Origin of the sequence: Jannaschia sp. Os4 (genome assembly GCF_016820245.1) — a bacterium.
Lineage (GTDB): Bacteria > Pseudomonadota > Alphaproteobacteria > Rhodobacterales > Rhodobacteraceae > Jannaschia.
This window is the reverse complement of the sequence record NZ_JAFCAR010000004.1, coordinates 702639-724707: the sequence shown is the minus strand read 5'-3', so window position 1 is coordinate 724707 and position 22069 is coordinate 702639. Positions and strand designations below refer to the sequence as shown.

Sequence of the window (22069 nt, the reverse complement as noted above, 5' to 3'; positions counted from 1 at the left end):
CCGCCATGAACATCATCCTGTTGGGGCCGCCGGGCGCGGGCAAGGGGACGCAGGCGGGCCGCCTCGTCGAGACGCGCGGCATGGTCCAGCTCTCGACCGGGGACATGCTGCGCGCCGCGCGGACCTCCGGGACGGAGATGGGCAACCGGGTCGCGGCCGTGATGGACGCGGGCCAGCTCGTGACCGACGAGATCGTCATCGGGCTGATCGAGGAGCAGCTCGACACCCGCACGGGGCATGGCGGCTTCATCTTCGACGGCTTCCCGCGGACGCTGGCGCAGGCCGACGCCTTGGGCGAGCTGCTGGCGCGCAAGGGGCAGGCGCTGGACGCGGTGATCGAGCTGGAGGTCGTGGACGACGTGCTCGTGGACCGGATCGTGGGCCGGGCGGCCGAGGCGGCGGCGGCGGGCCAGCCCGTGCGCGCCGACGACAACGCCGAGAGCCTGAAGGTCCGGCTGCTGGAGTACTACAAGAAGACCTCGCCGCTGATCGGGTACTACCATGCGAAGGGCGCGCTCACGAAGGTGGACGGGCTGGGCCCGATGGACGCGGTCGAGGACGAGATCGCGGCGGTGCTGGACGGCGTCCGGACGCCCGCGCGAGAAAATGCTTGACAGGACGCGCGCCCGCGCTTGACGCGCGGGAAGGCCCATCATAGGTGGCAGCCCTCGCCGGGAATCTTCGGGTTCCCGGTTTCGCTTTGCGCCTGTTCCGCCCGAGCTTGGATGGACCGGCCCGCGTTGTGAAAAAAGGACCTGGCGCTACGGGTCCGCAACCGAACGAAGGAACGTCATTTGGCACGTATCGCCGGGGTCAACATCCCCACCGCCAAGCGGGTTCCGATCGCCCTGACCTACATCACGGGCATCGGCCGCTCCTCCGCCGACCAGATCGTCGAGGCCGTGGGCATCGACCCGACCCGCCGCGTCAACGAGCTGTCGGACGCCGAGGTGCTGCAGATCCGCGAGCACATCGACGCCAACTTCACCGTCGAGGGCGACCTGCGCCGCGACACGCAGATGAACGTGAAGCGCTTGATGGACCTCGGCTGCTACCGCGGCCTGCGTCATCGCCGCAACCTGCCGGTGCGCGGCCAGCGCACCCACACCAACGCACGCACGCGCAAGGGCCCCGCGAAGCCTATCGCCGGCAAGAAGAAGTGAGGGCAGGATAGATGGCACGCGATACCCGCCGTGGCGCTGGCAAGCGCAAGGAACGCAAGAACATCGCGACCGGCGTCGCGCATGTGAACTCGTCGTTCAACAACACCAAGATCCTGATCTCCGACGTGCAGGGCAACGCGATCTCGTGGTCGTCCGCTGGCACGATGGGCTTCAAGGGCTCGCGCAAGTCGACGCCCTACGCCGCCCAGATGGCCGCCGACGACGCGGGCAAGAAGGCGCAGGAGCACGGGATGAAGTCTCTCGAGGTCGAGGTGCAGGGTCCCGGCTCGGGCCGCGAGTCCGCGCTGCGCGCGCTCGCCGCGCTGGGCCTGCAGATCACCTCGATCCGCGACGTGACGCCGATCGCGCACAACGGCACCCGCCCGCCGAAGCGCCGTCGGGTCTGACCCGCTCGCAGGGAATTCCGGACGGGGGCCGATCGCGGCCCCCCTCCGCATTGAGACGACCGCCAACGATAAACCTCGAGCGTGCGCCCACGCCGCCCCGGGACGCACAAGGATGGAGGGATAGGGCATGATCCACAAGAACTGGCAGGAACTGATCAAGCCGGGACAGCTTGAGACCCGCCCGGGGACCAACCCCGCCCGTCAGGCCACCGTCGTGGCCGAGCCGCTGGAGCGGGGCTTCGGCCTGACGCTCGGCAACGCGCTGCGCCGCGTGCTGCTCTCGTCGCTCCAAGGCGCCGCGATCACCAGCGTCCAGATCGACAACGTCCTGCACGAGTTCTCCTCGGTGTCCGGCGTCCGCGAGGACGTGACCGACATCGTGCTGAACCTGAAGGGCGTGTCCCTGCGGATGGAAGTGGAGGGGCCCAAGCGCCTGACCATCTCCGCCAAGGGGCCGATGGTCGTCACCGCCGGCGACATCTCGGAGTCGGCGGGCATCGAGGTGCTCAACCGCGACCACGTGATCTGCCACCTCGACGACGGGGCGGACCTCTACATGGAGCTGACGGTCAACACCGGTAAGGGCTACGTCCCCGCCGACCGCAACAAGCCCGAGGACGCGCCCATCGGCCTGATCCCGATCGACGCGATCTACTCGCCGGTCAAGAAGGTCTCCTACGAGGTGCAGCCGACCCGCGAGGGGCAGGTGCTGGACTACGACAAGCTGACGCTGAAGCTGGAGACGGACGGCAGCCTCGCCCCCGACGACGCGGTCGCCTACGCGGCCCGCATCCTGCAGGACCAGCTGCAGATCTTCGTCAACTTCGAGGAGCCCGAGAGCGCCGGGTCCGGCTCGGACGCCGACGACCTCGAGTTCAACCCGCTGCTGCTGAAGAAGGTGGACGAGCTGGAGCTGTCGGTGCGGTCGGCCAACTGCCTGAAGAACGACAATATCGTCTACATCGGCGACCTCATCCAGAAGACCGAGGCCGAGATGCTGCGGACGCCCAACTTCGGGCGGAAGTCCCTCAACGAGATCAAGGAGGTGCTCTCGGGCATGGGCCTGCACCTCGGGATGGACATCGTCGACTGGCCGCCGGAGAACATCGAGGAGCTGTCCAAGAAGTTCGACAGCGACTTCTGATCGATGGGGTGAAACCCCATCCTACGCGCACCTGTAGGATGGGGTTCTACCCCATCGCCGCCGCCCTCTCGGTGGAACCCGGGCTTCGCCCGGAACCCACCTGCCGGGCAACGCGCCCCCGGACGGGGGCACTTGGGCAATCCCGCCCCAATAGGAGAGGGATCGGCACGCACCGGTCCCCGGACAAAGCATAAAACCGGAGTAACACCATGCGCCACGCCCGCGGATACCGCCGCCTCAACCGGACCCACGAGCATCGCAAGTCGATGTTCAAGAACATGGCTGGCTCGCTCATCGTGCACGAGCAGATCAAGACGACCCTGCCCAAGGCCAAGGAACTGCGCCCGATCGTCGAGAAGATGATCACGCTCGCCCGCCGCGGCGACCTGCACGCGCGCCGCCTGCTGGCCTCGCGGCTGCACGACGACGCCGCCGTCGCCAAGCTGATGGACGTGCTGGCCGAGCGCTACAAGGACCGGCAAGGCGGCTACGTCCGCGTCCTGAAGGCAGGCTTCCGCACCGGCGACATGGCCCCCATGGCGATCATCGAGCTGGTCGACCGGGACGTGGACGCCAAGGGCGCCGCCGACCGCGCCCGGCTCGAGGCCGAGGACGCCGCGCTCGACGCCTGAGCCGCGGTCGCGACGACATGGCAGGCCCCGCTCCCGGCGCGTCCGGGGGCGGGGCCTTTCGTTTCCGGGAGCGCGGGTTTGTGATATTTCGCAGGCAGGCCCGTTCGTTCACGTCCTGTTAACCATTGTGGCCATTCAATGGCCGCGTGGAGTGGGGATTGACCGGAGCCGGGGCGGGTGCCCACGGTCCGGTCCATGAGCGAGAGACGCCGCCTGATGGTTCAGTATTGCCGAGAGCTCGACGCCTTGGGGCCGGAAGGCTCCATCGTCGGCCTCCACATCAGGTTCGCGGCTCCGGCCTTCGTCCGCAGCACCTATCCGCAGGAGTGGAAGGACACCTATCTCGACCGGGCCTACGGGATGCGCGATCCGCTCGTCCTGTGGGGCGTCGCCAACAAGGGCGTCTCCCGGTGGAGCGAGATCGGCGTCCCCGACCCGTTCGGCGTCTTGGAGGAGGCCGCGAAGCACGGCCTCCGCTACGGCGCCGTCGCCTCCTGCGGCCACATCACGTCCCGCAGCATGGCAGGCGTGGCGCGCGGGGACCGCGAGTTCACGACTGACGAGATGGCCGAACTGGAGCGCCTGACGCACGCGCTCCACGAGCTGGGCGAGCCGTTGTCCGACCTCCCCCCCGACGTGCTGGAGGCCCTGCGCCTCGAGGCGCGGCGGCGGGACGGGGCGGCGGAGGCTCCGGGACCCGAAGATCTCCCCGCCGGGCATGAGGGCCGGCTGGGGGACGCCCGGGACATCCTGGGCACCCGAACCACGGCCGAGGCGATCCGGATGGCACGCTACCACCGCCTGATCTAGGCGGCGCTCCCCCGACATCGCGAGAACCAACAACCGGCCGGGGCCACGTTTCGCCACCGGACAGAGGGACCTTGTCTGCCATGCAAGCCGATATCAAAGCCACGACGCTGTCGTTCTCCAACCTCCACGCCCACGGGCCGCTCATGGCGGACCTGCTGCGCGCCCGTCACCGCACCTTCGTGGAGCGCGCCGGCTGGGACCTGCCCTCCGCGGACGGGATGGAGTTCGACCAGTACGACACCCCCGCCAGCCGCTGGGTCGTCGTCCACGAGAACGGGCGCGTCCGCGCGGGCGTGCGCCTCACGCCCACGACGCACCGCTGCGGCATCTACACCTACATGATCCGCGACGCGCAGCTGGGCCTGCTCGACACGATCCCGCAGGATCTCCTGTTCGAGGAGGCCCCCGTGGCCGAGACGATCTGGGAATCGTCCCGCGTGTTCGTCTGCGACGACTGCTCGGCGCGGGAGCGGATGCGCGTGCACCGTCAGCTCAACGAGGAGATGATCAAGTCCGCCCGCGAGGTCGGGGCCACCTCGATCATCGGCATGATCCCCGAGCATTCGCTGCGCCTCTGCCGCCGCTACGGCCTCGACGTCCGGCCCGCCGGGCGGGTGGTCGACTTCGGCGACTTCCAGTCCGTCGCAGTCGTCATCGACATGGTGAACAAGCTGCACTGATCGCCTACCCGACCCCGGCCATGCCCCTTATATGCAGGGGCATGGCCGACCTCTTCGACGCATCCCCCGCCGAGACCGTCCCCGCGGACGCGCCCTTGGCCGAGCGCCTGCGCCCCGCCACGCTGGAGGAGGTGATCGGGCAGAGCCAACTGCTCGGCCCCGAGGGCGCGCTGACGGTGATGCTGCGCGGGCACCTGCCTTCGCTGATCCTCTGGGGGCCGCCCGGCGTGGGCAAGACGACGATCGCGCGGCTGCTGGCGCGGCGGACGGGGCTGCGCTTCGTGCAGATCAGCGCGATCTTCACGGGGGTGGCCGACCTCAAGAAGGTCTTCGCCGAGGCCGCGATGCACCGCGCGCAGGGGCAGGGGACGCTGCTCTTCGTCGACGAGATCCACCGCTTCAACAAGGCGCAGCAGGACGGCTTCCTGCCGCACATGGAGGACGGGACCGTGACCCTCGTGGGGGCCACGACGGAGAACCCGTCCTTCGAGCTGAACGCCGCGCTGATGAGCCGCGCGCAGGTGCTGGTGCTCCAGCGCCTGACGCTGCGCGACCTCGAGTTGATGACCCAGCGGGCGGAGAAGGCGCTTGGCCGCAAGCTGCCGCTCGACGGGCCGGCGCGCGAGGCGATGCTGGAGATGGCCGACGGAGACGGGCGCGCGCTGCTGAACCTCGTGGAGCAGGTGGCGGCGTGGGCGCCCAAGGACGTGGTGGACCGCGACGCGCTGGCCGCCCGCCTGCAACGTCGCGCACCGCAGCACGACAAGTCCGGCGACGGGCACTTCAACCTGATCTCCGCACTGCACAAGTCGGTGCGCGGCTCCGACCCGGACGCGGCGCTCTACTGGCTGGCGCGGATGCTGCGCGCGGGCGAGGACCCGCGCTACCTCGCGCGGCGCGTGACGCGCATGGCCGTCGAGGACATCGGGCTGGCCGACCCGCAGGCGCAGGGAATCTGCTTGGAGGCGTGGAACACCTACGAGCGGCTGGGCAGCCCCGAGGGGGAGCAGGCCATCGCCAACGCCGTCGTCTACCTCGCGCTCGCGCCGAAGTCGAACGCGGGCTACGCGGCCTACAAGGCGGCGATGAAGTCCGCGGGCACGACCGGGTCCGAGCCGCCGCCCAAGCACATCCTCAATGCGCCGACCAAGCTGATGAAGGAGCAGGGCTACGGCGCGGGCTACGCCTACGACCACGACGCGGCCGAGGGCTTCTCGGGGCAGAACTACTTCCCGGAGGGGATGAAGCGGCCCGTCTTCTACATCCCCGTGGATCGCGGCTTCGAGCGCGAGCTGGGCCGCCGCCTCGACTGGTTCGTGGAGCAGCGGGCCAAGCGGGGGCGGTCCTGACGCGCGGTCGATCGGGCGGTGACGCGCGCTCCGCGTTGACAGGCCCCGCCGCCTCCGCCTAACGCCCGCCGCGATGTGGACCGCCACAATCCAAGTCGCCCTCGGCGGCGCGATCGGGGCCGCCGCGCGCTTCGCGCTGGGCGCCGCCCTGCTTCGTCCGGGATTCCCGGTGGCGATCCTCGCCTGCAACGTGCTCGGCAGCCTCCTGATGGGGCTCGCCGTCGTCTGGCTCGGCCAGCGCGGCCTCGACCGGTGGACGCCCTTCCTGCTGACGGGCGTGCTGGGCGGGTTCACGACCTTCTCGGCCTTCTCGCTGGAGACGGTCACGCTGATCGAGCGGGGCGCCGTGGCGCAGGCCGCGCTCTACGTCTGCGCCTCCGTGGGCCTGTCGGTCGCGGCCTTGGCGATGGGCGTCGCCCTGATGCGGGCCGCCTCGTGAGCGGAGTCCGCCAGATCGAGGTTGGCCCCGACGAGGGCGACCAGCGCATCGACCGCTGGCTGCGGCGGCGGTTCCCGCAACTGGGGCAGGGCCGCATCGAGAAGATGTGCCGCAAGGGGGAACTGCGCGTCGACGGGGGCCGGGTGAAGCCCGCGACCCGCGTGGAGGTCGGCCAGACCGTGCGCGTGCCGCCGATCCCCGATGCGGCCCCCGCCGCCCCGAAGGCGCGGCCCGAGGTCTCCGGCGCCGACGCCGAGATGCTCCGGTCCCGCGTGCTCTGGCGCGACGACCACCTGCTCGCGCTCGACAAGCCCGCGGGCCTCGCGGTGCAGGGCGGCTCGGGGCAGGACCGGCATGTCGACGGCATGGCCGAGGCTTTGCGCTTCGACGCCGACGCGCCCCCGCGGCTCGTGCACCGGCTGGACCGCGAGACCTCGGGGGTGCTGCTGATGGCGCGCACCCGCTCGGCCGCCGCCGCCGCCACGGCGGCCTTCCGGGCGCGCGAGACGCGCAAGATCTACTGGGCCGCCGTCGCGGGCACGCCCACGCCCCGCATGGGGACGATCAAGTACGGGCTGGTGAAGGGGCAGGGCGAGCGGATGGAGACCGTGCACCCGCAGCAGGTCGAGGCCACGCCGGGCGCGAAGCGCGCCCTGAGCGACTACGCCGTGCTCGACGACGCGGGCGGGCGGGTCTCGTGGGCGGCGCTGGTGCCGGTCACGGGGCGGACGCACCAGCTGCGCGCGCACATGGCGGCGCTGGGCCATCCCATCGTGGGCGACGGGCGCTACGGCGGGCGGGGGCAGGAGAACCTCGGCGACGGCTGGGGCGCGATGCTGGGCGGCGCCGTCAGCCGGAAGATGCACCTCCACGCGCGGTCATTGTCCTTCGATCACCCCGTCACTGGGCGACGTGTGACCATCACCGCGCCGCTTCCGGAGCACATGCAGGCGACGTGGGACCTGTTGGGCTGGCGCCCCGAGGACGTCCCCGCCGACCCGTTCGAGGAGATGGATCCATGACCGCGCTCGTCCTCCTCGACGTCGACGGCACCCTGCAGGACAGCCAAGCCGTCATCGTCGAGACCGTCCGCGTCGCCTTCGCCGAGAGCGACATGACCCCGCCCCTGCGCGAGACGATCCTGCGCACCGTGGGCCTGTCGCTGCCCCGCATGATCGAGGCCTTGGCCCCCGGCGCCAGCGACGAGCGCATGACCGCGCTGGTGGCGTCCTACCGGCTCGCCTTCGCCAAGTCGGTCGCCGAGGCCCAGCCGCCGCTCTTCGCGGGGGTGGCCGAGGGGCTGGACCGGATGGAGGCGGCGGGCCTCGCGCTCGGGCTGGCGACGGGCAAGTCGGGGCGGGGCGTCCGCGCCTTCCTCGCGGACCAAGGATGGGAGCGCCGCTTCGCCACGGCGCAGCACGCCGACCTCAACCCCTCCAAGCCCCACCCCTCCATGATCCGGAACGCCCTCGCGGAGGCCGACGCCCCCGCCGCGCGCTGCGTCATGGTCGGGGACACGGCATTCGACATGGAGATGGCGCGCGCCGCCGGGGTGGGGGCGATCGGCGTCTCCTACGGCTACCACGACGCCGAGACTCTGCGCCGCGCGGGCGCCGACGCGGTGGCCGACAGCTTCCTCGGGGCGGTGGACGCCGTCTTGGAGCGCCTCGCGTGAGCGACTGGGCTCCGAAGCGGTTCTGGACCGACGCCACCGTCGAGGCGGTGCCGGGGGGCTGGGCCGTGCGCCTCGACGGGCGCCCCGTGCGCACCCCGCTCAAGACCGAGGTGGTCGTGCCCACCCGCGCGTTGGCCGAGGGCATGGCCGCCGAGTGGCGGGCGCAGGAGGAGCGGATCGACCCGCTCTCGATGCCGCTCACCCGCGCTGCGAACGCCACGCTCGACAAGGTCGTCCCGCAGCGCGCCGAGGTGGCCGCGATGCTGGCGGAGTATGGCGGCTCGGACCTCGTCTCCTACCGCGCGGCCGCGCCCGCCGGGCTGGTCGCGCGGCAGACGGGGACGTGGGATCCGGTGGTCGAGTGGATGGCCGGGCGCGGGATGCCGATGGCCTTGGCGGAAGGCGTGATGCCGGTCGCCCAGCCCGCGGCCACGCTCGCCGCGATGCGCGCGGAGGTGGACGCGGTCGACCCTTGGACGCTGACCGCGCTGCACGAGTTCGTGACCCTGTCCGGCAGCCTCGCGCTGGGCCTCGCCGTCCTGCACGGTCGCCTCGCCCCCGAGGCGGCGTGGGAGGCGAGCCGCCTCGACGAGACGTGGCAGGCCGAGCAGTGGGGCGAGGACGAGGAGGAGGCGGCCCGCGTCGCGCGCAAGCGGGCGGAGTTCCTGCAGGCGTGGACGTGGCTCGGGCTGGTCCGGTCCGGGGGCGGCCCGGATTCGCGCGCCGCCCATTAGACGGGCACCTCCGGCGTTTGTCCGATGCCCTCGCGGAATGCCCTGATTTTCAGGGGTTGACGGCGGATGGGTCCGTTTCGCGCCCTTGACCTCCCGCCGCCCATCTGCCCTCTTCCTGGGCAGTGAGGGGGGGGACACTCCCACACGAACCAACTCGGGCCGCCCTCGGGCGGACCGTCATCGCGTGGGCAAGCCGCGCGGTGAACGAACAGGAAGAGGTAAATCCATGCAAAAGACCGTATTCCTCGGCACCCTCGCCGCGGCGGTCGGCACGGCGGGCTTCGCGCTCGCCGACGCCCACGAAGGCTCCACGCTGGCCCAGGTTCAGGAGCGCGGCTCCCTGAACTGCGGCGTGACCACCGGCGTTCCCGGCTTCGCCGAGCCCGACGCCGACGGCGTCTGGCAGGGCTTCGACGTGGCCGTGTGCCGTGCCGTCGCCGCCGCCGTCCTCGGCGACCCGAACGCCGTGACCTTCGTTCCCACCACGGGCAAGACGCGCTTCACCGCGCTGGCCTCCGGCGAGATCGACATGCTGGCGCGGAACACGACCTGGACCTTCTCGCGCGACACCGACCTGTCGTTCGACTTCGTCGGCGTGAACTACTACGACGGCCAAGGCTTCATGGTCCCCGCCGACCTCGGCGTGTCCTCGGCCACCGAGCTGGACGGCGCGACGGTCTGCATCCAGACCGGCACCACGACCGAGCTGAACCTCGCGGACTTCTTCCGCGTGAACGGCATGTCCTACGAGCCCGTGCCGATCGAGACCGGCGCCGAGGCCGTGCAGCAGTACCTCGCGGGCGCCTGCGACGTGTACACGACCGACCGCTCGGCGCTCGCCGCCCAGCGCGCCGGCTTCGAGGATCCCGACGCGTCGGTCATCCTGCCGGAAGTGGTCTCCAAGGAGCCGCTCGGCCCGCTCGTGCGCCACGGCGACAACGAGTGGGGCGACATCGTCCGCTGGACGCTGAACGCGCTGATCTCGGCCGAGGAGCTGGGCATCACCCAAGGCAACGTCGAGGAGATGGCGGCGTCGGCGGGCGACAACCCGGAGATCAACCGCATCCTCGGCACCGAGGGCGACCTCGCGGCCATGGTCGGCCTCGAGGCGGACGCGTTCAAGAACGCCATCGCCGCCGTGGGCAACTACGGCGAGGTGTTCGACACGAACATCGGTGAGTCGACGGCCATCGGCCTCGCGCGCGGGCTCAACGCCCAGTACACCGATGGCGGCCTGATCTACTCGCCGCCGTTCCGGTAAGCACACCACCGGGAAGGGCGCGGGAAACCGCGCCCTTCCTGCATCTAGACGACCGAAACGACCCAATCGCGGGCCAGGCCCCTTGGCAGACTGGCGGGGGATCGGCGACGAACGTCGACGAACGCGCGCTCCGGGGCAGGGTCCCCGTGGAGCGGCCCGATGGGGATACGGGGGGCGACGCCGATGGCGACCACGACCGAACAGGCACCGGACGCGGGGGGCGGCTTCCGCCTGTCGCAGCTCTGGTACGACACGAGATACCGCAGCTACACGTTCCAGCTCATCGCGCTGGTCCTGCTGATCCTCGCCTTCGCTTGGCTCATCAACAACGCCTTCAACAACCCGGTGCTGCAGGAGGCGGGCATCAGCTTCGAGTTCCTCGGCGCGCCGGCCGGCTACGACATCAACCAGCAGCCGATCCCCTACACCTCGCAGGACACCCACCTGCGCGCGACGGTCATCGGGGCGATCAACACGCTGATCGTGGCGTTCCTCGCCTGCGTGACGGCGACGGTCTTCGGGGTGATCGCGGGCGTGCTGCGCCTGTCGAAGAACTGGATCGTCTCCAAGCTGATGGCCGTCTACGTCGAGATGTTCCGCAACATCCCGGTGCTGATCTGGATCCTCATCATCTTCACGGTCGCGGCCAACGTCTTCCCGGCGATGGCCGACTTCCGCATCCCGCGCGACGGCTCGGACCCGACGCGCACGCCGGTGCTGGGCATGTTCGCCTTCACCAACCAAGGCGTGTTCATCCCGCGTCTGACCTTCGACGGGCAGGGCTGGCTGTTCCTCGCGATCTTCGCGGCCTCCGTCCTCGGGGTGTTCGGCTGGCGCCGCTACGCCCGCAACGAGCTCTACTCAAAGGGGCGCGAGGTGCCGGTGTGGTGGCCCTCGCTGCTGATCCTCTTCGTCCCGGTCATCGTCGCGCAGTTCGCGCTGGGCCAGCCCGTCGGGCTCGAGAACCCGGAGATGGGGCGCTTCCGCTTCGACGGCGGGTTCCTGCTGCGGCCCTCGCTGATCGCGCTGTGGTTCGCGCTGTCGATCTACACCGGCGCCTTCATCGCCGAGAACGTGCGCGCGGGCATCCTCGCCGTCTCCAAGGGCCAGACCGAGGCGGCCGCCGCCCTCGGCCTGCGACCGGGCCGGATCATGTCGCTGGTGGTGCTGCCGCAGGCGCTGCGGGTGATCATCCCGCCGCTGATCTCGCAGTACCTCAACATCACCAAGAACACGTCGCTCGCCATCGCGGTGGGCTACATGGACCTGACCGGGACGCTGGGGGGCATCACGCTCAACCAGACGGGCCGGGCGCTGGAGTGCATCCTGCTGCTCATGGCCTTCTACCTGAGCTTCTCGCTGGCGATCTCCGCCATCATGAACGTCTACAACCGCAGCGTCGCGTTGAAGGAGCGCTGATCCCATGTCCGACGCGCACGCCCACTCCGTCGCCTTCGTCCGCGAGAGCGAGATCCCCCCCGCGCCGCCGCCCGCGCGCGAGACGGGGGCCGTGAAATGGATGCGGGAGAACCTGTTCTCCGGCGTCTTCAACACGATCATGACCGTGCTGGCCCTGATCGTGGTCGTCTACCTGCTGTCCGGCGTGATCCCGTGGATCGTGAACGGCACGTGGGAGGGCGGGGACATCCGCGAATGCCGCGCCATCCTGATGGGCAACGGCGGCGGCTGCTTCGCCGTGATCGCCGAGCGGTGGCCGCAGCTCCTGTTCGGCTTCGAGTATCCGGCGGACCTGCGGTGGCGCCCGACGGTGGCGTTCCTGCTCCTGTTCGTCGCCGTGCCGCCCGCGCTGTTCCCGATGTACCTGCCGCGCTGGTCGCTGGCGCTGACGGGGCTTTACCCGTTCGTGGCCTTCTGGCTGATCTGGGGCGGCTCGATCCTGAAGCCGCTCGTGGCCTTGGCCGGCGTGGCGCTGGGCTACGCGGCCTACAAGGTGGTCGAGAAGCGCGGCTTCGTGCTCGCCCTCGCCGTCGGCGTGGTGGCGGCGGCCATCGCGTGGTGGCTGCTTGGCACCGTCGCGGGGGAGTTCCCGCGCGTCCTGCGGCTGGAGGCGGTCGAGAGCCGCAACCTCGGGGGGTTCATGCTCAACATGATCCTCGGCGTGGTCTGCGTGTCGCTCTCGCTGCCCCTCGGGATCGTTCTGGCGCTCGGACGGCAGTCGCGCCTGCCGTTCATCAAGTACGCCTGCGTGATCTTCATCGAGTTCGTCCGCGGCGTGCCGCTGATCACGCTGCTCTTCGTGGCGAACGTGGTGCTGGCCTTCTTCCTGCCGCCCGAGTCCAACCTCGACCTGATCGTCCGCGTGGTGATCATGATCACGATGTTCTCTGCGGCCTACATCGCCGAGGTGATCCGCGGCGGCCTCGCCGCGCTGCCGCGGGGGCAGTACGAGGCGGCCGACTCCCTCGGGCTGGACTACGCGCAGGCGATGCGGCTCATCATCCTGCCGCAGGCGCTGAAGATATCGATCCCCGGCATCGTCAACGTGGCGGTGGGTCTCTTCAAGGACACGACGCTGGTGTCGGTCATCTCCATGTTCGACCTCGTCGGCATGATCCGGGGGCCGATCCTGTCCTCGACCGACTGGGCGGGCGTCTACTGGGAGCTGTGGGCCTTCGCCTGCGTCCTGTTCTTCGTCGTCTGCTACGGCATCTCGCAATACTCGCAGTGGCTGGAACGCCAGCTCGCGACCGACCACCGCTGAGGGGGAACCTATGGCTGCTCTGGACACGAACACCGGGCCCGACCGGACCGCGATGACGGTGAGCGACGAGGTCGCCATCGAGATCCGCAAGATGAACAAGTGGTACGGCTCGTTCCACGTTCTGCGCGACATCGACCTGACGGTGAACCGCGGCGAGCGGATCGTGATCTGCGGGCCCTCGGGCTCCGGCAAGTCGACGCTGATCCGCTGCATCAACGCGCTGGAGGAGCATCAGGAGGGGTCGATCGTCGTGGACGGCACGCCGCTGTCCTCGGACCTCAAGAACATCGACAAGATCCGCTCCGAGGTCGGGATGTGCTTCCAGCACTTCAACCTGTTCCCGCACCTGACCATCCTCGAGAACTGCACCCTCGCGCCGATCTGGGTCCGCAAGGAGCCGCGCCGCGAGGCGGAGGAGCGGGCGATGCACTTCCTCGAGAAGGTGAAGATCCCCGAGCAGGCGGACAAGTATCCCGGCCAGCTGTCCGGCGGGCAGCAGCAGCGCGTCGCGATCGCGCGCTCGCTGACGATGCGCCCGCGCATCATGCTCTTCGACGAGCCGACCTCGGCGCTCGACCCCGAGATGATCAAGGAGGTGCTGGATACGATGATCCAGCTCGCCGAGGAGGGGATGACGATGCTCTGCGTGACCCACGAGATGGGCTTCGCCCGTCAGGTGGCGAACCGCGTGATCTTCATGGATGCCGGGCAGATCGTGGAGCAGAACGAGCCCGAGGCGTTCTTCAACAACCCGCAGAACGACCGGACCAAGCTCTTCCTGAGCCAGATCCTCGGGCACTGACGCGGGGGCCGAGAGGCTCCTCCGTCAACCCCGTTCCGCGCCCCACCCGGTCGCCTCCCGTGCATGCGGGGGGGTGATCGCGTCCGGGGGCGACGTCTCGCGGGGTGACCGCGCGGGTCGGGGGGCTCCGCCCCTGCCCCCCTGCGGTCGGCTCCCCCGAGGTATTTCCAGCAAGGTGAGAGGCCGGTCAGTCCGTCAGGTCGCGGGGGACGGCGAAGGCGGCGACGCGGCCCGCGCCCCATGCGGGCGGCCCGTCGAAGTCGAGGACGGCGCAGGCGCAGGTCGGGAAGCGGTGGAAGTCGGGATGGTCCGGCGCCTCGGCGGCGAGCCGCGCGGCCGCGTCCCCGATCCCGCCGTTGTGCCCGACGAGCAGGGCGGTCCCCCCGGGCGGCAGCGCGGCGAGGATCGTGTCCGCGCTGGCGTGGTAGAGGTCCGGTCGCAGGTCGGGCGCGCCCGGCAGGCCCGTCCGCTCCCACGTCTCGACGGTCCGCGCGGCATCGCTGACGAAGATGCGGTCGAGGGGGCCGAAGGGGGCGATCCACTGGCCCATGGCCGCGGCGGCCCGCCGCCCGCGCGCGGTGAGGACGCGGGCGTGGTCGCCGGCGAGGGGGTCGTCCCACGCGGACTTGGCGTGACGCAGGAGGATCGCCCTCATTGTCGTTCGACCTGGTGGAAGTGGGCCATGTGGTGCGCCGACTGCGCGGCGGGCCGCGCCGGGGAGGCGGGGCAGGCGCGGCGGACGAGGCAGCCGCCGGAGAGGCAGGCCTCGCCCGCGGGCGTGTCGAGGAAGGCGTGGCAGGCGGGGACGTCGTAGGGATGCGCGTCCGAGAGCGCGCCGACCGGGCAGGCGGTCGTGCAAGGCGCCGTGCAGCCGCGGCAGGGCGAGGGCGACGGGGCCGGGATCGCGATCCGGCGGGGCAGGTGGAGCGCGCCCCGGAAGCTGACCATCAGCCCCAGCGCGTCGTGGACCAGCGGGCCGACCGGCGAGGGGTGGCAGCGGCCCGAGGCGGTGGCCCAGCGGAGGAACGGCTCCCACGGCGGGCCGCCGAAGGGGAAGCGGGCGGTGGCGCCGATCTCGGTCGCCCACGCCCCGATCACGCGGGCCGACCAGCGATCGACCGGGTCCGGCGCGCCCCATTCGGGGGCGGCGGTTAGGATCGGCCAGAAGCGGTCCGGGTCGGGGCCGAGGAGGACGACCGTGCCGTCCTCGTGGAGCGCGCCGAGCACGGTGAGCCCGAGGCCGGGCGCATGGGCGGCGAGGTCGTCGTAGGTCGCGCCGACCGCCGCGTCAGCCACCCGTATGGCTCATGTGGCGCGACATCTGGCCGTCCGCGCGGCTCCGCGAGTAGTCGAAGTCGTGGCCCTTGGGCTTGCGCGCGATGGCGTCGCGGATGGCCCGCTCCAGCACGTCGTCGTCCTGCGAGCCGCGCAGCACGGCGCGGAGGTCCGCGTTGTCCTCCTGCCCGAGGCACATGAACAGTTCGCCCGTGCAGGTCAGGCGGACGCGGTTGCACGATTCGCAGAAGTTGTGCGTGAGCGGCGTGATGAAGCCCACCTGCTGGCCGGTCTCCTCCAGCCGGACGTAGCGGGCCGGGCCGCCGGTCTTGAGCGGCAGGTCCGTCAGCGTGAACCGCTCGGCCAGCCGGGCGCGCAGGTCCTCCAGCGGCCAGTACTGGTCGAGGCGGAGCGTGCCGTCCGCGCCGTCCGCCCCCGCGTCCCCCATGTCCCCCATCGGCATGACCTCGATGAAGGTGAGGTCCATGTCGCCCCGCGCGCACCACTCCACGAGGTCGAACAGCTCGTCCTCGTTGAAGCCCTTGAGCGCCACCGCGTTGATCTTGACCCGCAGCCCCGCCGCCTGCGCCGCGTCGATGCCGCGGCGGACCTTCTCCAAGCTGCCCCAGCGGGTGATCGCCTTGAACTTGTCCGGGTCCAGCGTGTCGAGCGAGACGTTCACCCGGCGCACGCCCGCGTCCCACAGGGACCGGGCGAAGCGGTCGAGCTGCGAGCCGTTCGTGGTCAGCGTGATCTCGTGCAGGCCCTGTCCCAGATGCCGCGACATCCCCTCGAAGAACCCCATGATCCCGCGCCGGACCAGCGGCTCGCCGCCGGTGATGCGCAGCTTGCGGACCCCGAGGCGCACGAAGGCGGTGCAGAGCCGGTCCAGCTCCTCCAAGGTCAGCAGCTGCTTCTTCGGCAGGAACGTCATGTTCTCGGACATGCAGTAGGCGCAGCGGAAGTCGCAGCGGTCCGTGACCGAGACGCGCAGGTACTCGATGGCGCGCGCGAAGGGGTCGATGAGGGGCGGGGTCATGCGCGGGACGCTACGCCCCCGGCGCGGGCGTCACAACCGGGGCTGACAGCGGGTCGCGGGCCGCGCTAACGGTGGGGCGCGCGACCGAGGGGGGACCGACATGCGCCTTGCCACCACCGCCACCGTGACGGCGCTGCTCCTTTCGGGCTGCGCGCAAGTGCAGGACCGGCTCTCGGGCCTGCGCGCGGGCCAGCAGGAGGAGCCGGTCGCGGTCGCCCCCGGGGCCGACCCGAACGCGCCGCTGCCGCTGCCCGAGGGCGCCGTCGAGACCGTGACGCTGCCGACGCCGGACGCCGCGCCCAACGTCGCGGCCCCGCCGTCCTCGGTGACGGCCAGCGCCGCCGCGCTCGACACCGTGTCCGAGGAGGAGAAGCAGGAGGCCGTGGCCGCCGCCGCGGCGCCCGCCGCGGGCGGCCCCTTGGGCGAGACCGTCGTGTCGCTCGGCGATCCGGCGGATGCGGGGCTGTGGGTGAAGACCTCGCTCGTGACGTCCGACACGCCGGGCACCGTGACCACCTCGGGCGGCAAGTCCGCGGCGATCACGCTGCGTCCGCTCGACGGGGCGGGGGGCGCGCAGATCAGCCTGTCGGCCCTTCAGACGCTGGGCCTGCCGCTGGTCGGCCTCCACCCGGTGACGCTGGCCCGCCGCTGATGGACCGGCCCTGATGCGGCGCGCGGTGGTCGGCCCGCCCGTCCCCGGCCCGTCGGGCTGGGACGCGATGCGGGATCGGCACCGCTGGACGATCCCGGACCGCTTCAACCTCGCCCGCGCCTGCGTCACAGACTGGGCCGAGGCCACGCCGGACGCGCCCGCCGTGATCGACCTGCGCGGCGCCCGCCGCGTCTGGACCTTCGCCGACCTGGAGCGGGCGAGCGCCCGCCTCGCCGGGTGGCTCGCGGGGCGGGGGGTCGGGCGGGGCGACCGGGTCGCCCTCCTCATGCCGCAGCGCGCCGAGGTGATCGTGGCGCATGCCGCGATCCACCGCCTCGGCGCCGTGTCGCTGCCGCTCTTCGCGCTGTTCGGCCCGGACGCGCTGGCCTACCGGCTGCGGGACGCGGGCGCGGTCGCGGTGATCGGCGAGGCGGAGGGGCTCTCCAAGCTCGACGGGCTGGACCTGCCGGACCTGCGCGTCGCGGTGGACGTGGACGGCGGCCTGCCTGAGGGCGACCCGCGCCCCGTCGCGGACACCGCCGCCGAGGATCCGGCGATGATGATCTACACCTCGGGGACGACCGGCGACCCGAAGGGCGTCCTGCATGCGCACCGCTTCCTGTGGGGCCACCTGCCCTGCATCGAGACCGCCTACGACGGCTTCCCCCGGCCCGGCGACGTCGGCTGGACCCCGGCCGACTGGGCGTGGATCGGCGGGCTGATGGACCTCGCGCTGCCCTGCCTGTTCCACGGCGTCCCGGTGGTCGCGCACCGGATGGCGAAGTTCGACGCGGGCGCGGCATGGGCGCTGATGGCGCGAGAGCGGGTGACCTGCGCCTTCGTGCCGCCCGCCGCGCTGCGCGCGATGCGGCGGGTGGACGTGCCGGACGGCTTGGCGCTGCGCGCGGTCATCTCCGGGGGCGAGGCGTTGGGGGCGGACCTGCTCCACTGGGCGCGCGGGTCGCTGGGGGTGCCGCTCAACGAGATCTACGGCCAGACCGAGGCCAACCTCGTCCTCGCCGCCTGCGACGGCACGCAGGACCGGGCGCCCGGCACGCTGGGCCGCGCGGTGCCGGGGGTGGAGGTCGAGGTGATGGGGCCGGACGGCCCCGTGGCCGACGGCGCGGTGGGCGAGATCGCGGTGCGCGGCTCGCCGGCGGCCTTCCTGCGCTACTGGGGCAAGCCGGAGGAGACGGCGGGTAAGTGGCGCGGCGGCTGGCTGATGACGGGCGACCTCGGCGAGCGGCTCGGCGGCCCGCCGGGCAGCCCCGCGATCCGCTTCCACGCGCGCGACGACGACGTCATCAACTCGTCCGGCTACCGGATCGGGCCGTCGGAGATCGAGGCCTGCCTGTGCGCGCACCCGGCGGTCCACGCCGCCGCCGTGGTCGGCCTGCCGGACGAACGCCGGGGCGAGGCGGTGACGGCCTTCGTGGTCGCGGAGGCGGTGGGGGCGGACGAGCTGATCGAGTGGGTCCGCGCGCGGCTGTCGCCGCACATGGCGCCGAGGGCGGTCCACTTCCGCGACAGCCTGCCGACCACCGCGACGGGCAAGGTGATGCGCAGGGCGTTGCGGGGCTAGGGGGCGGGATCCTCGACGGGAGGGGACGCGTTCCGCCCGCGTGCCATGCGCGGGCGTCCGCCCTCCGGTCGCGGGCTTTCCGACCGGACCGCAGGGCCGCCTCGCCGGGCGCCGGTCGACGCGGGGTCCGCGCCCCGCGACCCGGTCGAAGCCTTTGGGGGGCTAGGGCCCCCCCCTCTCCTCACCCGGTCGCGGGCGCGGCCGCCAGCCGCCGCTCCGCGATCTCGACCCACCACGAGCAGCCCGCCGGGATGGCGTCGTCGTTGAAGTCGTATTCGGGGTGGTGGACGGGCGCCGAGTCGCCGTTGCCCACGAGGATGTAGGCGCCGGGGCGCTCCTCCAGCATGAAGGCGAAGTCCTCGCCGCCCATGACGAGGGGCGCGTCCTCGCACTGGCCGGACACGGCGCGGGCGGCGTCGCGGGCGAACTCGGTCTCGGCGTCGTGGTTCACCATGACGGGGTAGGAGCGGCGGTAGTCGACCTCCGCCGTGCCGCCGAAGGCCGCCGCGATGCCCTGCGCGATCTCCTTGATGCGCGTCTCGGCGAGGTCGCGGTGCGCGGCGTCCATGGTCCGGACCGTCCCCTTGATGTGGACCCGCTGCGGGATGACGTTGAACGCCTTGGACGAGGTCTCGAAGGAGGTGATCGAGACCACGATGTTCTTCACCGGGTCCGCGTTGCGCGAGACGATCTGCTGCACGGCGGTGACGAGCTGCGCGCCCATCAGGGTCGTGTCCACGGCCTCCTGCGGCTTGGCGGCGTGGCCGCCCTTGCCCTCGAGGTGGATGTCGAACTGGTCCGTGGCCGCGAAGAACGCGCCCGCGCGGATCGCGAACTCGCCGGTCCGGCGGCCCGGCCAGTTGTGCATGCCGTAGACCTCCTGGATGCCCCAGCGGTCCATCATGCCGTCGTCGCACATCTCCTTGCCGCCGCCGCCGCCCTCCTCGGCGGGCTGGAAGATGACGACCACGGTGCCGTCGAAGTTGCGCGTCTCGGTCAGGTACTTCGCCGCGCCGAGCAGCATCGCGGTGTGGCCGTCATGGCCGCAGGCGTGCATCGCGCCGGGCGTCTTGGAGGCGTAGGGCACGCCCGTCTGCTCGGGGATCGGCAGCGCGTCCATGTCCGCGCGCAGGCCGATCACGCGCCCGTTGTCGCCCTTGCCCTTGATGACGCCGACGACGCCGGTGCGCCCGATCCCCTCGACCACCTCGTCGCAGCCGAAGGCGCGCAGCTTGTCGGCCACGACCTTGGAGGTGCGGTGCGTCTCGAACAGGATCTCGGGGTTCTCGTGGAGGTCGCGCCGCCACGCGGTGATCTCGGGCAGCATCTCGGCGAAGCGGTTGCGGGTGGGCATGGGGGCGTCTCCTGTTTGCCCCCGAGCCTACGCCCCCGTGCCCGCGCCGCAAGGCGCGCCCGTGCGAGGGCGCCTATCCGTCGCGGTCCCCCCCGAGCCGCCCGTCCACGTGCAGCGTCTGGGTCGGGAAGGGGATGTCGATCCCGTTGGCCGCGAAGGCGTCCTCGACGGCGAGCATCACGTCCGAGGTCAGGTGGATCACCTCCTTGCGGGTCGAGTCGGTCCACCAGCGCAGGCGCACCACCTTCGAGAAGTCGCCGAGGTTCAGCGACAGCGCGTCGGGGGCGGGGTCGGTCGCCACGCCCTCGACCCCGCGCACCGCCTCGAGGGCCACGCGCATCGCGGTCTTGGTGTCGGCGTCGTAGTGGATGCCGAAGTCGTACTCGCTGCGGCGCAGGTCGAAGGCCGTGTTGACGATCACGGCGTTGGTGTAGACGTCCGAGTTCGGGATCACCACGCGGCGCCCGTCGTAGGTCTTGAGCAGCGTGGCGCGGGTCTCGATGTGCTCGACCGTCCCCTCGTGGCCGTTCACCACGATCTGGTCGCCCACTTGGAACGGCTGGCGGATCAGGATGAGGATGCCCGCCAAGAGGTTCTGCAGGATGTCCTTGAAGGCGAAGCCGATGGCGACGGATCCGATGCCGAGCCCCGCGATGAGGTTCCCCGGCTGGAGCGACGGGATCACGATCGTGGCCGCGAGCAGGAAGCCGATGGCCCAGACCACCCACTTCGCCACCGACCCCAGCACTTGGCCGAGGTCGCCGCGATGGGCGCGCGTGCCGCCGCGGCGGATCGACCACGCCACCGCCGCGCCGATGGCGAGGAAGATCAGCAGCACCACCGCCGCGACGGCGAGGTTGGGCAGCAGGCGGAAAAAGCCGTCCACCCATGCGTCGATCTTGTCGAAGATCAGCGAAGGGTCCGCGTCGACCGACGCCATCCCCTCCGCTTCGTCGTCCTGGTCCATCCGGTCCCCCGCGTCTCCGGTCGAGAACGGGGGAGGGGGGCCGGGGTTCCCTACTCGGCGAGCGTGGCGACCATGCGACGGAGCAGCGCCTCGCCCGCCTCGAACTGGGCCACGCTGATCCACTCGTCGGGCTGGTGGGCCTGCGCGATGTCGCCGGGGCCGCAGACGACCGCCGAGTAGCCGCGCTCTTGGAACTGGCCCGCCTCGGTGCCGTAGGTGACGACGTGGGTGCCGTTGTCGCCGGTCAGGCGGCGGACGAGGGCCTCGGCCGCGCCGTCCGTCTCGGGCTTGAGGCCGGGGACGCCGAAGGAGCGGGACCATGTGATACCGGCGTTCGGGTGGCGGGCCTTCATGGCGGCGTCGAGCTCGGCGAGGAACGCCTCCAGCGGCGCGGCGTGGCGGTCGGGGTCGTCGCCGGCGGGGGCGCGGACGCCCACGGCGAGGCGGCAGTCCTTGGCGGTGATGTTGTGGGCGGTGCCGCCGTGGATCTGGCCCACGTGGACCGTCGCATGGGGCGGGTCGAAGAGGGCGGAGACGGCGTCGGGCGTCTCGGACCGGATAAGGTCGTTGCGGTCGTTGACCCATTGCAGGATGCGCCCCGCCTCGTGGACAGCCGAGACGCCCTCGGGCAGCTTGGAGGAGTGGACCTCGTAGCCCTTCACGTGGATGTCGACCATGACGGAGGCGTTGTGGCCGGTGACGGCGCGCAGGCCGGTCGGCTCGCCGATCACGGCGGCGGCGGCGCGGGGCAGGTGGGCCACCATGTCGTCGATCATCGGGGGCGCGCCGACGCAGCCCACCTCCTCGTCGTAGGACAGGGCGATCTGGAGCGGGCGCTTGAGGTCGAGCGCGAGCGCGTGGGGCACCATGGCGAGGGCCAGCGCGTCGAAGCCCTTCATGTCGACGCAGCCGCGCCCGAAGAGCTTGCCGTCCTTCTCGGTCACGGTCCACGGGTCGGTGGACCAGTCCTGCCCGTCGACGGGCACCACGTCGGTGTGGCCCGACAGGACGAGGCCGCCCTCCACCTCGGGGCCGACATTGGCATAGAGCGCGGCCTTGGTGCCCGTGGCGTCGTAGACCCGGCGGGCCGTCACGCCATGGTCCGCGAGGTAGCCCTCGACCCAGTCGATCAGGTCGAGGTTCGAGTCGCGGCTGACCGTCGGGAACGCCACGAGGCGGTCGAGGATGGCGCGGGCGGAGAGGTCGGATCGGTCCAGCATGCTCCTCGCGTGGCCCGTCCGCCGGGCGGGGGTCAAGCCCGGTCGCCTCAATTCCGGGCATCCGGCATGACGTGCCGTCGAATTGGGCAGACCCCTTGCGCCATGCCCCCCATCGGATAGCGTGACGCGGTGAGCCCCGGGGGGACATCGGGGCCTAAGGAC

At 71.5% G+C, this 22069-nt stretch carries 24 protein-coding genes; 18 read left to right on the top strand and 6 right to left on the bottom strand.

Annotated elements, in window-relative coordinates; genetic code table 11:
• The first annotated feature begins 5 nt into the window (after window positions 1–5).
• From JQC91_RS12455 to JQC91_RS12380, 16 genes are all read left to right on the top strand, one after another.
• On the top strand, window positions 6–614 hold the full coding sequence (locus JQC91_RS12455; RefSeq protein WP_203287123.1) for an adenylate kinase: 609 nt from the start codon (window positions 6–8) through the stop codon (window positions 612–614).
• Between the two features lie 180 nt (window positions 615–794).
• On the top strand, window positions 795–1163 hold the full coding sequence (gene rpsM, locus JQC91_RS12450) for a 30S ribosomal protein S13 (RefSeq protein WP_203287122.1): 369 nt from the start codon (window positions 795–797) through the stop codon (window positions 1161–1163).
• Window positions 1164–1174: 11 nt separating this feature from the next.
• Window positions 1175–1570: a 30S ribosomal protein S11 gene (gene rpsK, locus JQC91_RS12445; RefSeq protein WP_203287121.1), complete on the top strand. Its 396-nt coding sequence runs from the start codon at window positions 1175–1177 to the stop codon at window positions 1568–1570.
• 127 nt (window positions 1571–1697) lie between these two features.
• Complete coding sequence (locus tag JQC91_RS12440; protein WP_203287120.1) at window positions 1698–2714, top strand: DNA-directed RNA polymerase subunit alpha; 1017 nt, start codon at window positions 1698–1700, stop codon at window positions 2712–2714.
• Between the two features lie 209 nt (window positions 2715–2923).
• Window positions 2924–3346, top strand: a complete 423-nt coding sequence (rplQ, locus tag JQC91_RS12435; protein WP_203287119.1) for a 50S ribosomal protein L17 — start codon at window positions 2924–2926, stop codon at window positions 3344–3346.
• Between the two features lie 195 nt (window positions 3347–3541).
• Window positions 3542–4156, top strand: coding sequence for an autoinducer binding domain-containing protein (locus JQC91_RS12430; RefSeq protein ID WP_203287118.1), 615 nt, complete (start codon window positions 3542–3544; stop codon window positions 4154–4156).
• Window positions 4157–4248: 92 nt separating this feature from the next.
• Complete coding sequence (locus JQC91_RS12425) at window positions 4249–4836, top strand: acyl-homoserine-lactone synthase (protein ID WP_203287586.1); 588 nt, start codon at window positions 4249–4251, stop codon at window positions 4834–4836.
• Between the two features lie 41 nt (window positions 4837–4877).
• The gene (locus JQC91_RS12420) at window positions 4878–6185 is read left to right on the top strand and encodes a replication-associated recombination protein A (protein WP_203287117.1); all 1308 of its coding nucleotides are present in this window, start codon (window positions 4878–4880) and stop codon (window positions 6183–6185) included.
• Window positions 6186–6258: 73 nt separating this feature from the next.
• The gene (crcB, locus tag JQC91_RS12415) at window positions 6259–6624 is read left to right on the top strand and encodes a fluoride efflux transporter CrcB (RefSeq protein ID WP_203287116.1); all 366 of its coding nucleotides are present in this window, start codon (window positions 6259–6261) and stop codon (window positions 6622–6624) included.
• The gene (locus JQC91_RS12410; protein ID WP_203287115.1) at window positions 6621–7646 is read left to right on the top strand and encodes an RluA family pseudouridine synthase; all 1026 of its coding nucleotides are present in this window, start codon (window positions 6621–6623) and stop codon (window positions 7644–7646) included. The genes crcB and JQC91_RS12410 overlap by 4 nt, the downstream gene beginning before the upstream one ends.
• Window positions 7643–8299 (top strand): HAD-IA family hydrolase, encoded by a 657-nt coding sequence (locus JQC91_RS12405; RefSeq protein ID WP_203287114.1) that lies wholly within the window; start codon window positions 7643–7645, stop codon window positions 8297–8299. Before JQC91_RS12410 ends, JQC91_RS12405 begins: the two co-directional genes overlap by 4 nt.
• Complete coding sequence (locus tag JQC91_RS12400) at window positions 8296–9033, top strand: ATP12 family protein (protein WP_203287113.1); 738 nt, start codon at window positions 8296–8298, stop codon at window positions 9031–9033. The genes JQC91_RS12405 and JQC91_RS12400 overlap by 4 nt, the downstream gene beginning before the upstream one ends.
• 226 nt (window positions 9034–9259) lie before the next feature.
• Window positions 9260–10294, top strand: coding sequence for an amino acid ABC transporter substrate-binding protein (locus JQC91_RS12395; protein WP_203287112.1), 1035 nt, complete (start codon window positions 9260–9262; stop codon window positions 10292–10294).
• Between the two features lie 183 nt (window positions 10295–10477).
• Window positions 10478–11713 (top strand): ABC transporter permease subunit, encoded by a 1236-nt coding sequence (locus JQC91_RS12390; RefSeq protein WP_203287111.1) that lies wholly within the window; start codon window positions 10478–10480, stop codon window positions 11711–11713.
• A 4-nt stretch (window positions 11714–11717) separates the two neighbouring features.
• Window positions 11718–13016, top strand: a complete 1299-nt coding sequence (locus tag JQC91_RS12385) for an amino acid ABC transporter permease (protein WP_203287110.1) — start codon at window positions 11718–11720, stop codon at window positions 13014–13016.
• Window positions 13017–13026: 10 nt separating this feature from the next.
• Window positions 13027–13818: an amino acid ABC transporter ATP-binding protein gene (locus JQC91_RS12380; protein ID WP_275297003.1), complete on the top strand. Its 792-nt coding sequence runs from the start codon at window positions 13027–13029 to the stop codon at window positions 13816–13818.
• A 187-nt stretch (window positions 13819–14005) separates the two neighbouring features.
• Here JQC91_RS12380 and JQC91_RS12375 read toward each other — a convergent pair whose 3' ends face one another.
• Genes JQC91_RS12375 through moaA form a run of 3 tightly spaced genes read right to left on the bottom strand, consistent with a single transcriptional unit; the run spans window position 14006 to window position 16132 of the window.
• Window positions 14006–14473 carry a histidine phosphatase family protein gene (locus JQC91_RS12375; RefSeq protein WP_203287109.1) on the bottom strand — a complete coding sequence of 156 codons (468 nt, stop codon included), beginning with the start codon at window positions 14471–14473 and terminating at the stop codon, window positions 14006–14008.
• Entirely contained in the window at window positions 14470–15114 is a 645-nt protein-coding gene (locus tag JQC91_RS12370; protein WP_343069968.1) for a ferredoxin, read from the bottom strand. The genes JQC91_RS12375 and JQC91_RS12370 overlap by 4 nt, the downstream gene beginning before the upstream one ends.
• Window positions 15107–16132 carry a GTP 3',8-cyclase MoaA gene (gene moaA, locus JQC91_RS12365; RefSeq protein ID WP_203287108.1) on the bottom strand — a complete coding sequence of 342 codons (1026 nt, stop codon included), beginning with the start codon at window positions 16130–16132 and terminating at the stop codon, window positions 15107–15109. Before moaA ends, JQC91_RS12370 begins: the two co-directional genes overlap by 8 nt.
• A gap of 100 nt (window positions 16133–16232) precedes the next feature.
• Between moaA and JQC91_RS12360 the strand changes: the two genes are divergently transcribed.
• Window positions 16233–16784, top strand: a complete 552-nt coding sequence (locus JQC91_RS12360; RefSeq protein ID WP_203287107.1) for a hypothetical protein — start codon at window positions 16233–16235, stop codon at window positions 16782–16784.
• Window positions 16785–16797: 13 nt separating this feature from the next.
• Window positions 16798–18366 (top strand): AMP-binding protein, encoded by a 1569-nt coding sequence (locus JQC91_RS12355; RefSeq protein ID WP_238941484.1) that lies wholly within the window; start codon window positions 16798–16800, stop codon window positions 18364–18366.
• A 181-nt stretch (window positions 18367–18547) separates the two neighbouring features.
• Here JQC91_RS12355 and JQC91_RS12350 read toward each other — a convergent pair whose 3' ends face one another.
• The 3 genes from JQC91_RS12350 to argE all read right to left on the bottom strand — a co-directional run bounded on the left by JQC91_RS12350 (window position 18548) and on the right by argE (window position 21907).
• On the bottom strand, window positions 18548–19720 hold the full coding sequence (locus JQC91_RS12350) for a M20 aminoacylase family protein (protein ID WP_203287106.1): 1173 nt from the start codon (window positions 19718–19720) through the stop codon (window positions 18548–18550).
• A gap of 73 nt (window positions 19721–19793) precedes the next feature.
• On the bottom strand, window positions 19794–20687 hold the full coding sequence (locus tag JQC91_RS12345) for a mechanosensitive ion channel family protein (RefSeq protein WP_238941483.1): 894 nt from the start codon (window positions 20685–20687) through the stop codon (window positions 19794–19796).
• A gap of 50 nt (window positions 20688–20737) precedes the next feature.
• On the bottom strand, window positions 20738–21907 hold the full coding sequence (gene argE / locus JQC91_RS12340; protein WP_203287105.1) for an acetylornithine deacetylase: 1170 nt from the start codon (window positions 21905–21907) through the stop codon (window positions 20738–20740).
• Window positions 21908–22069: the final 162 nt, after the last annotated feature.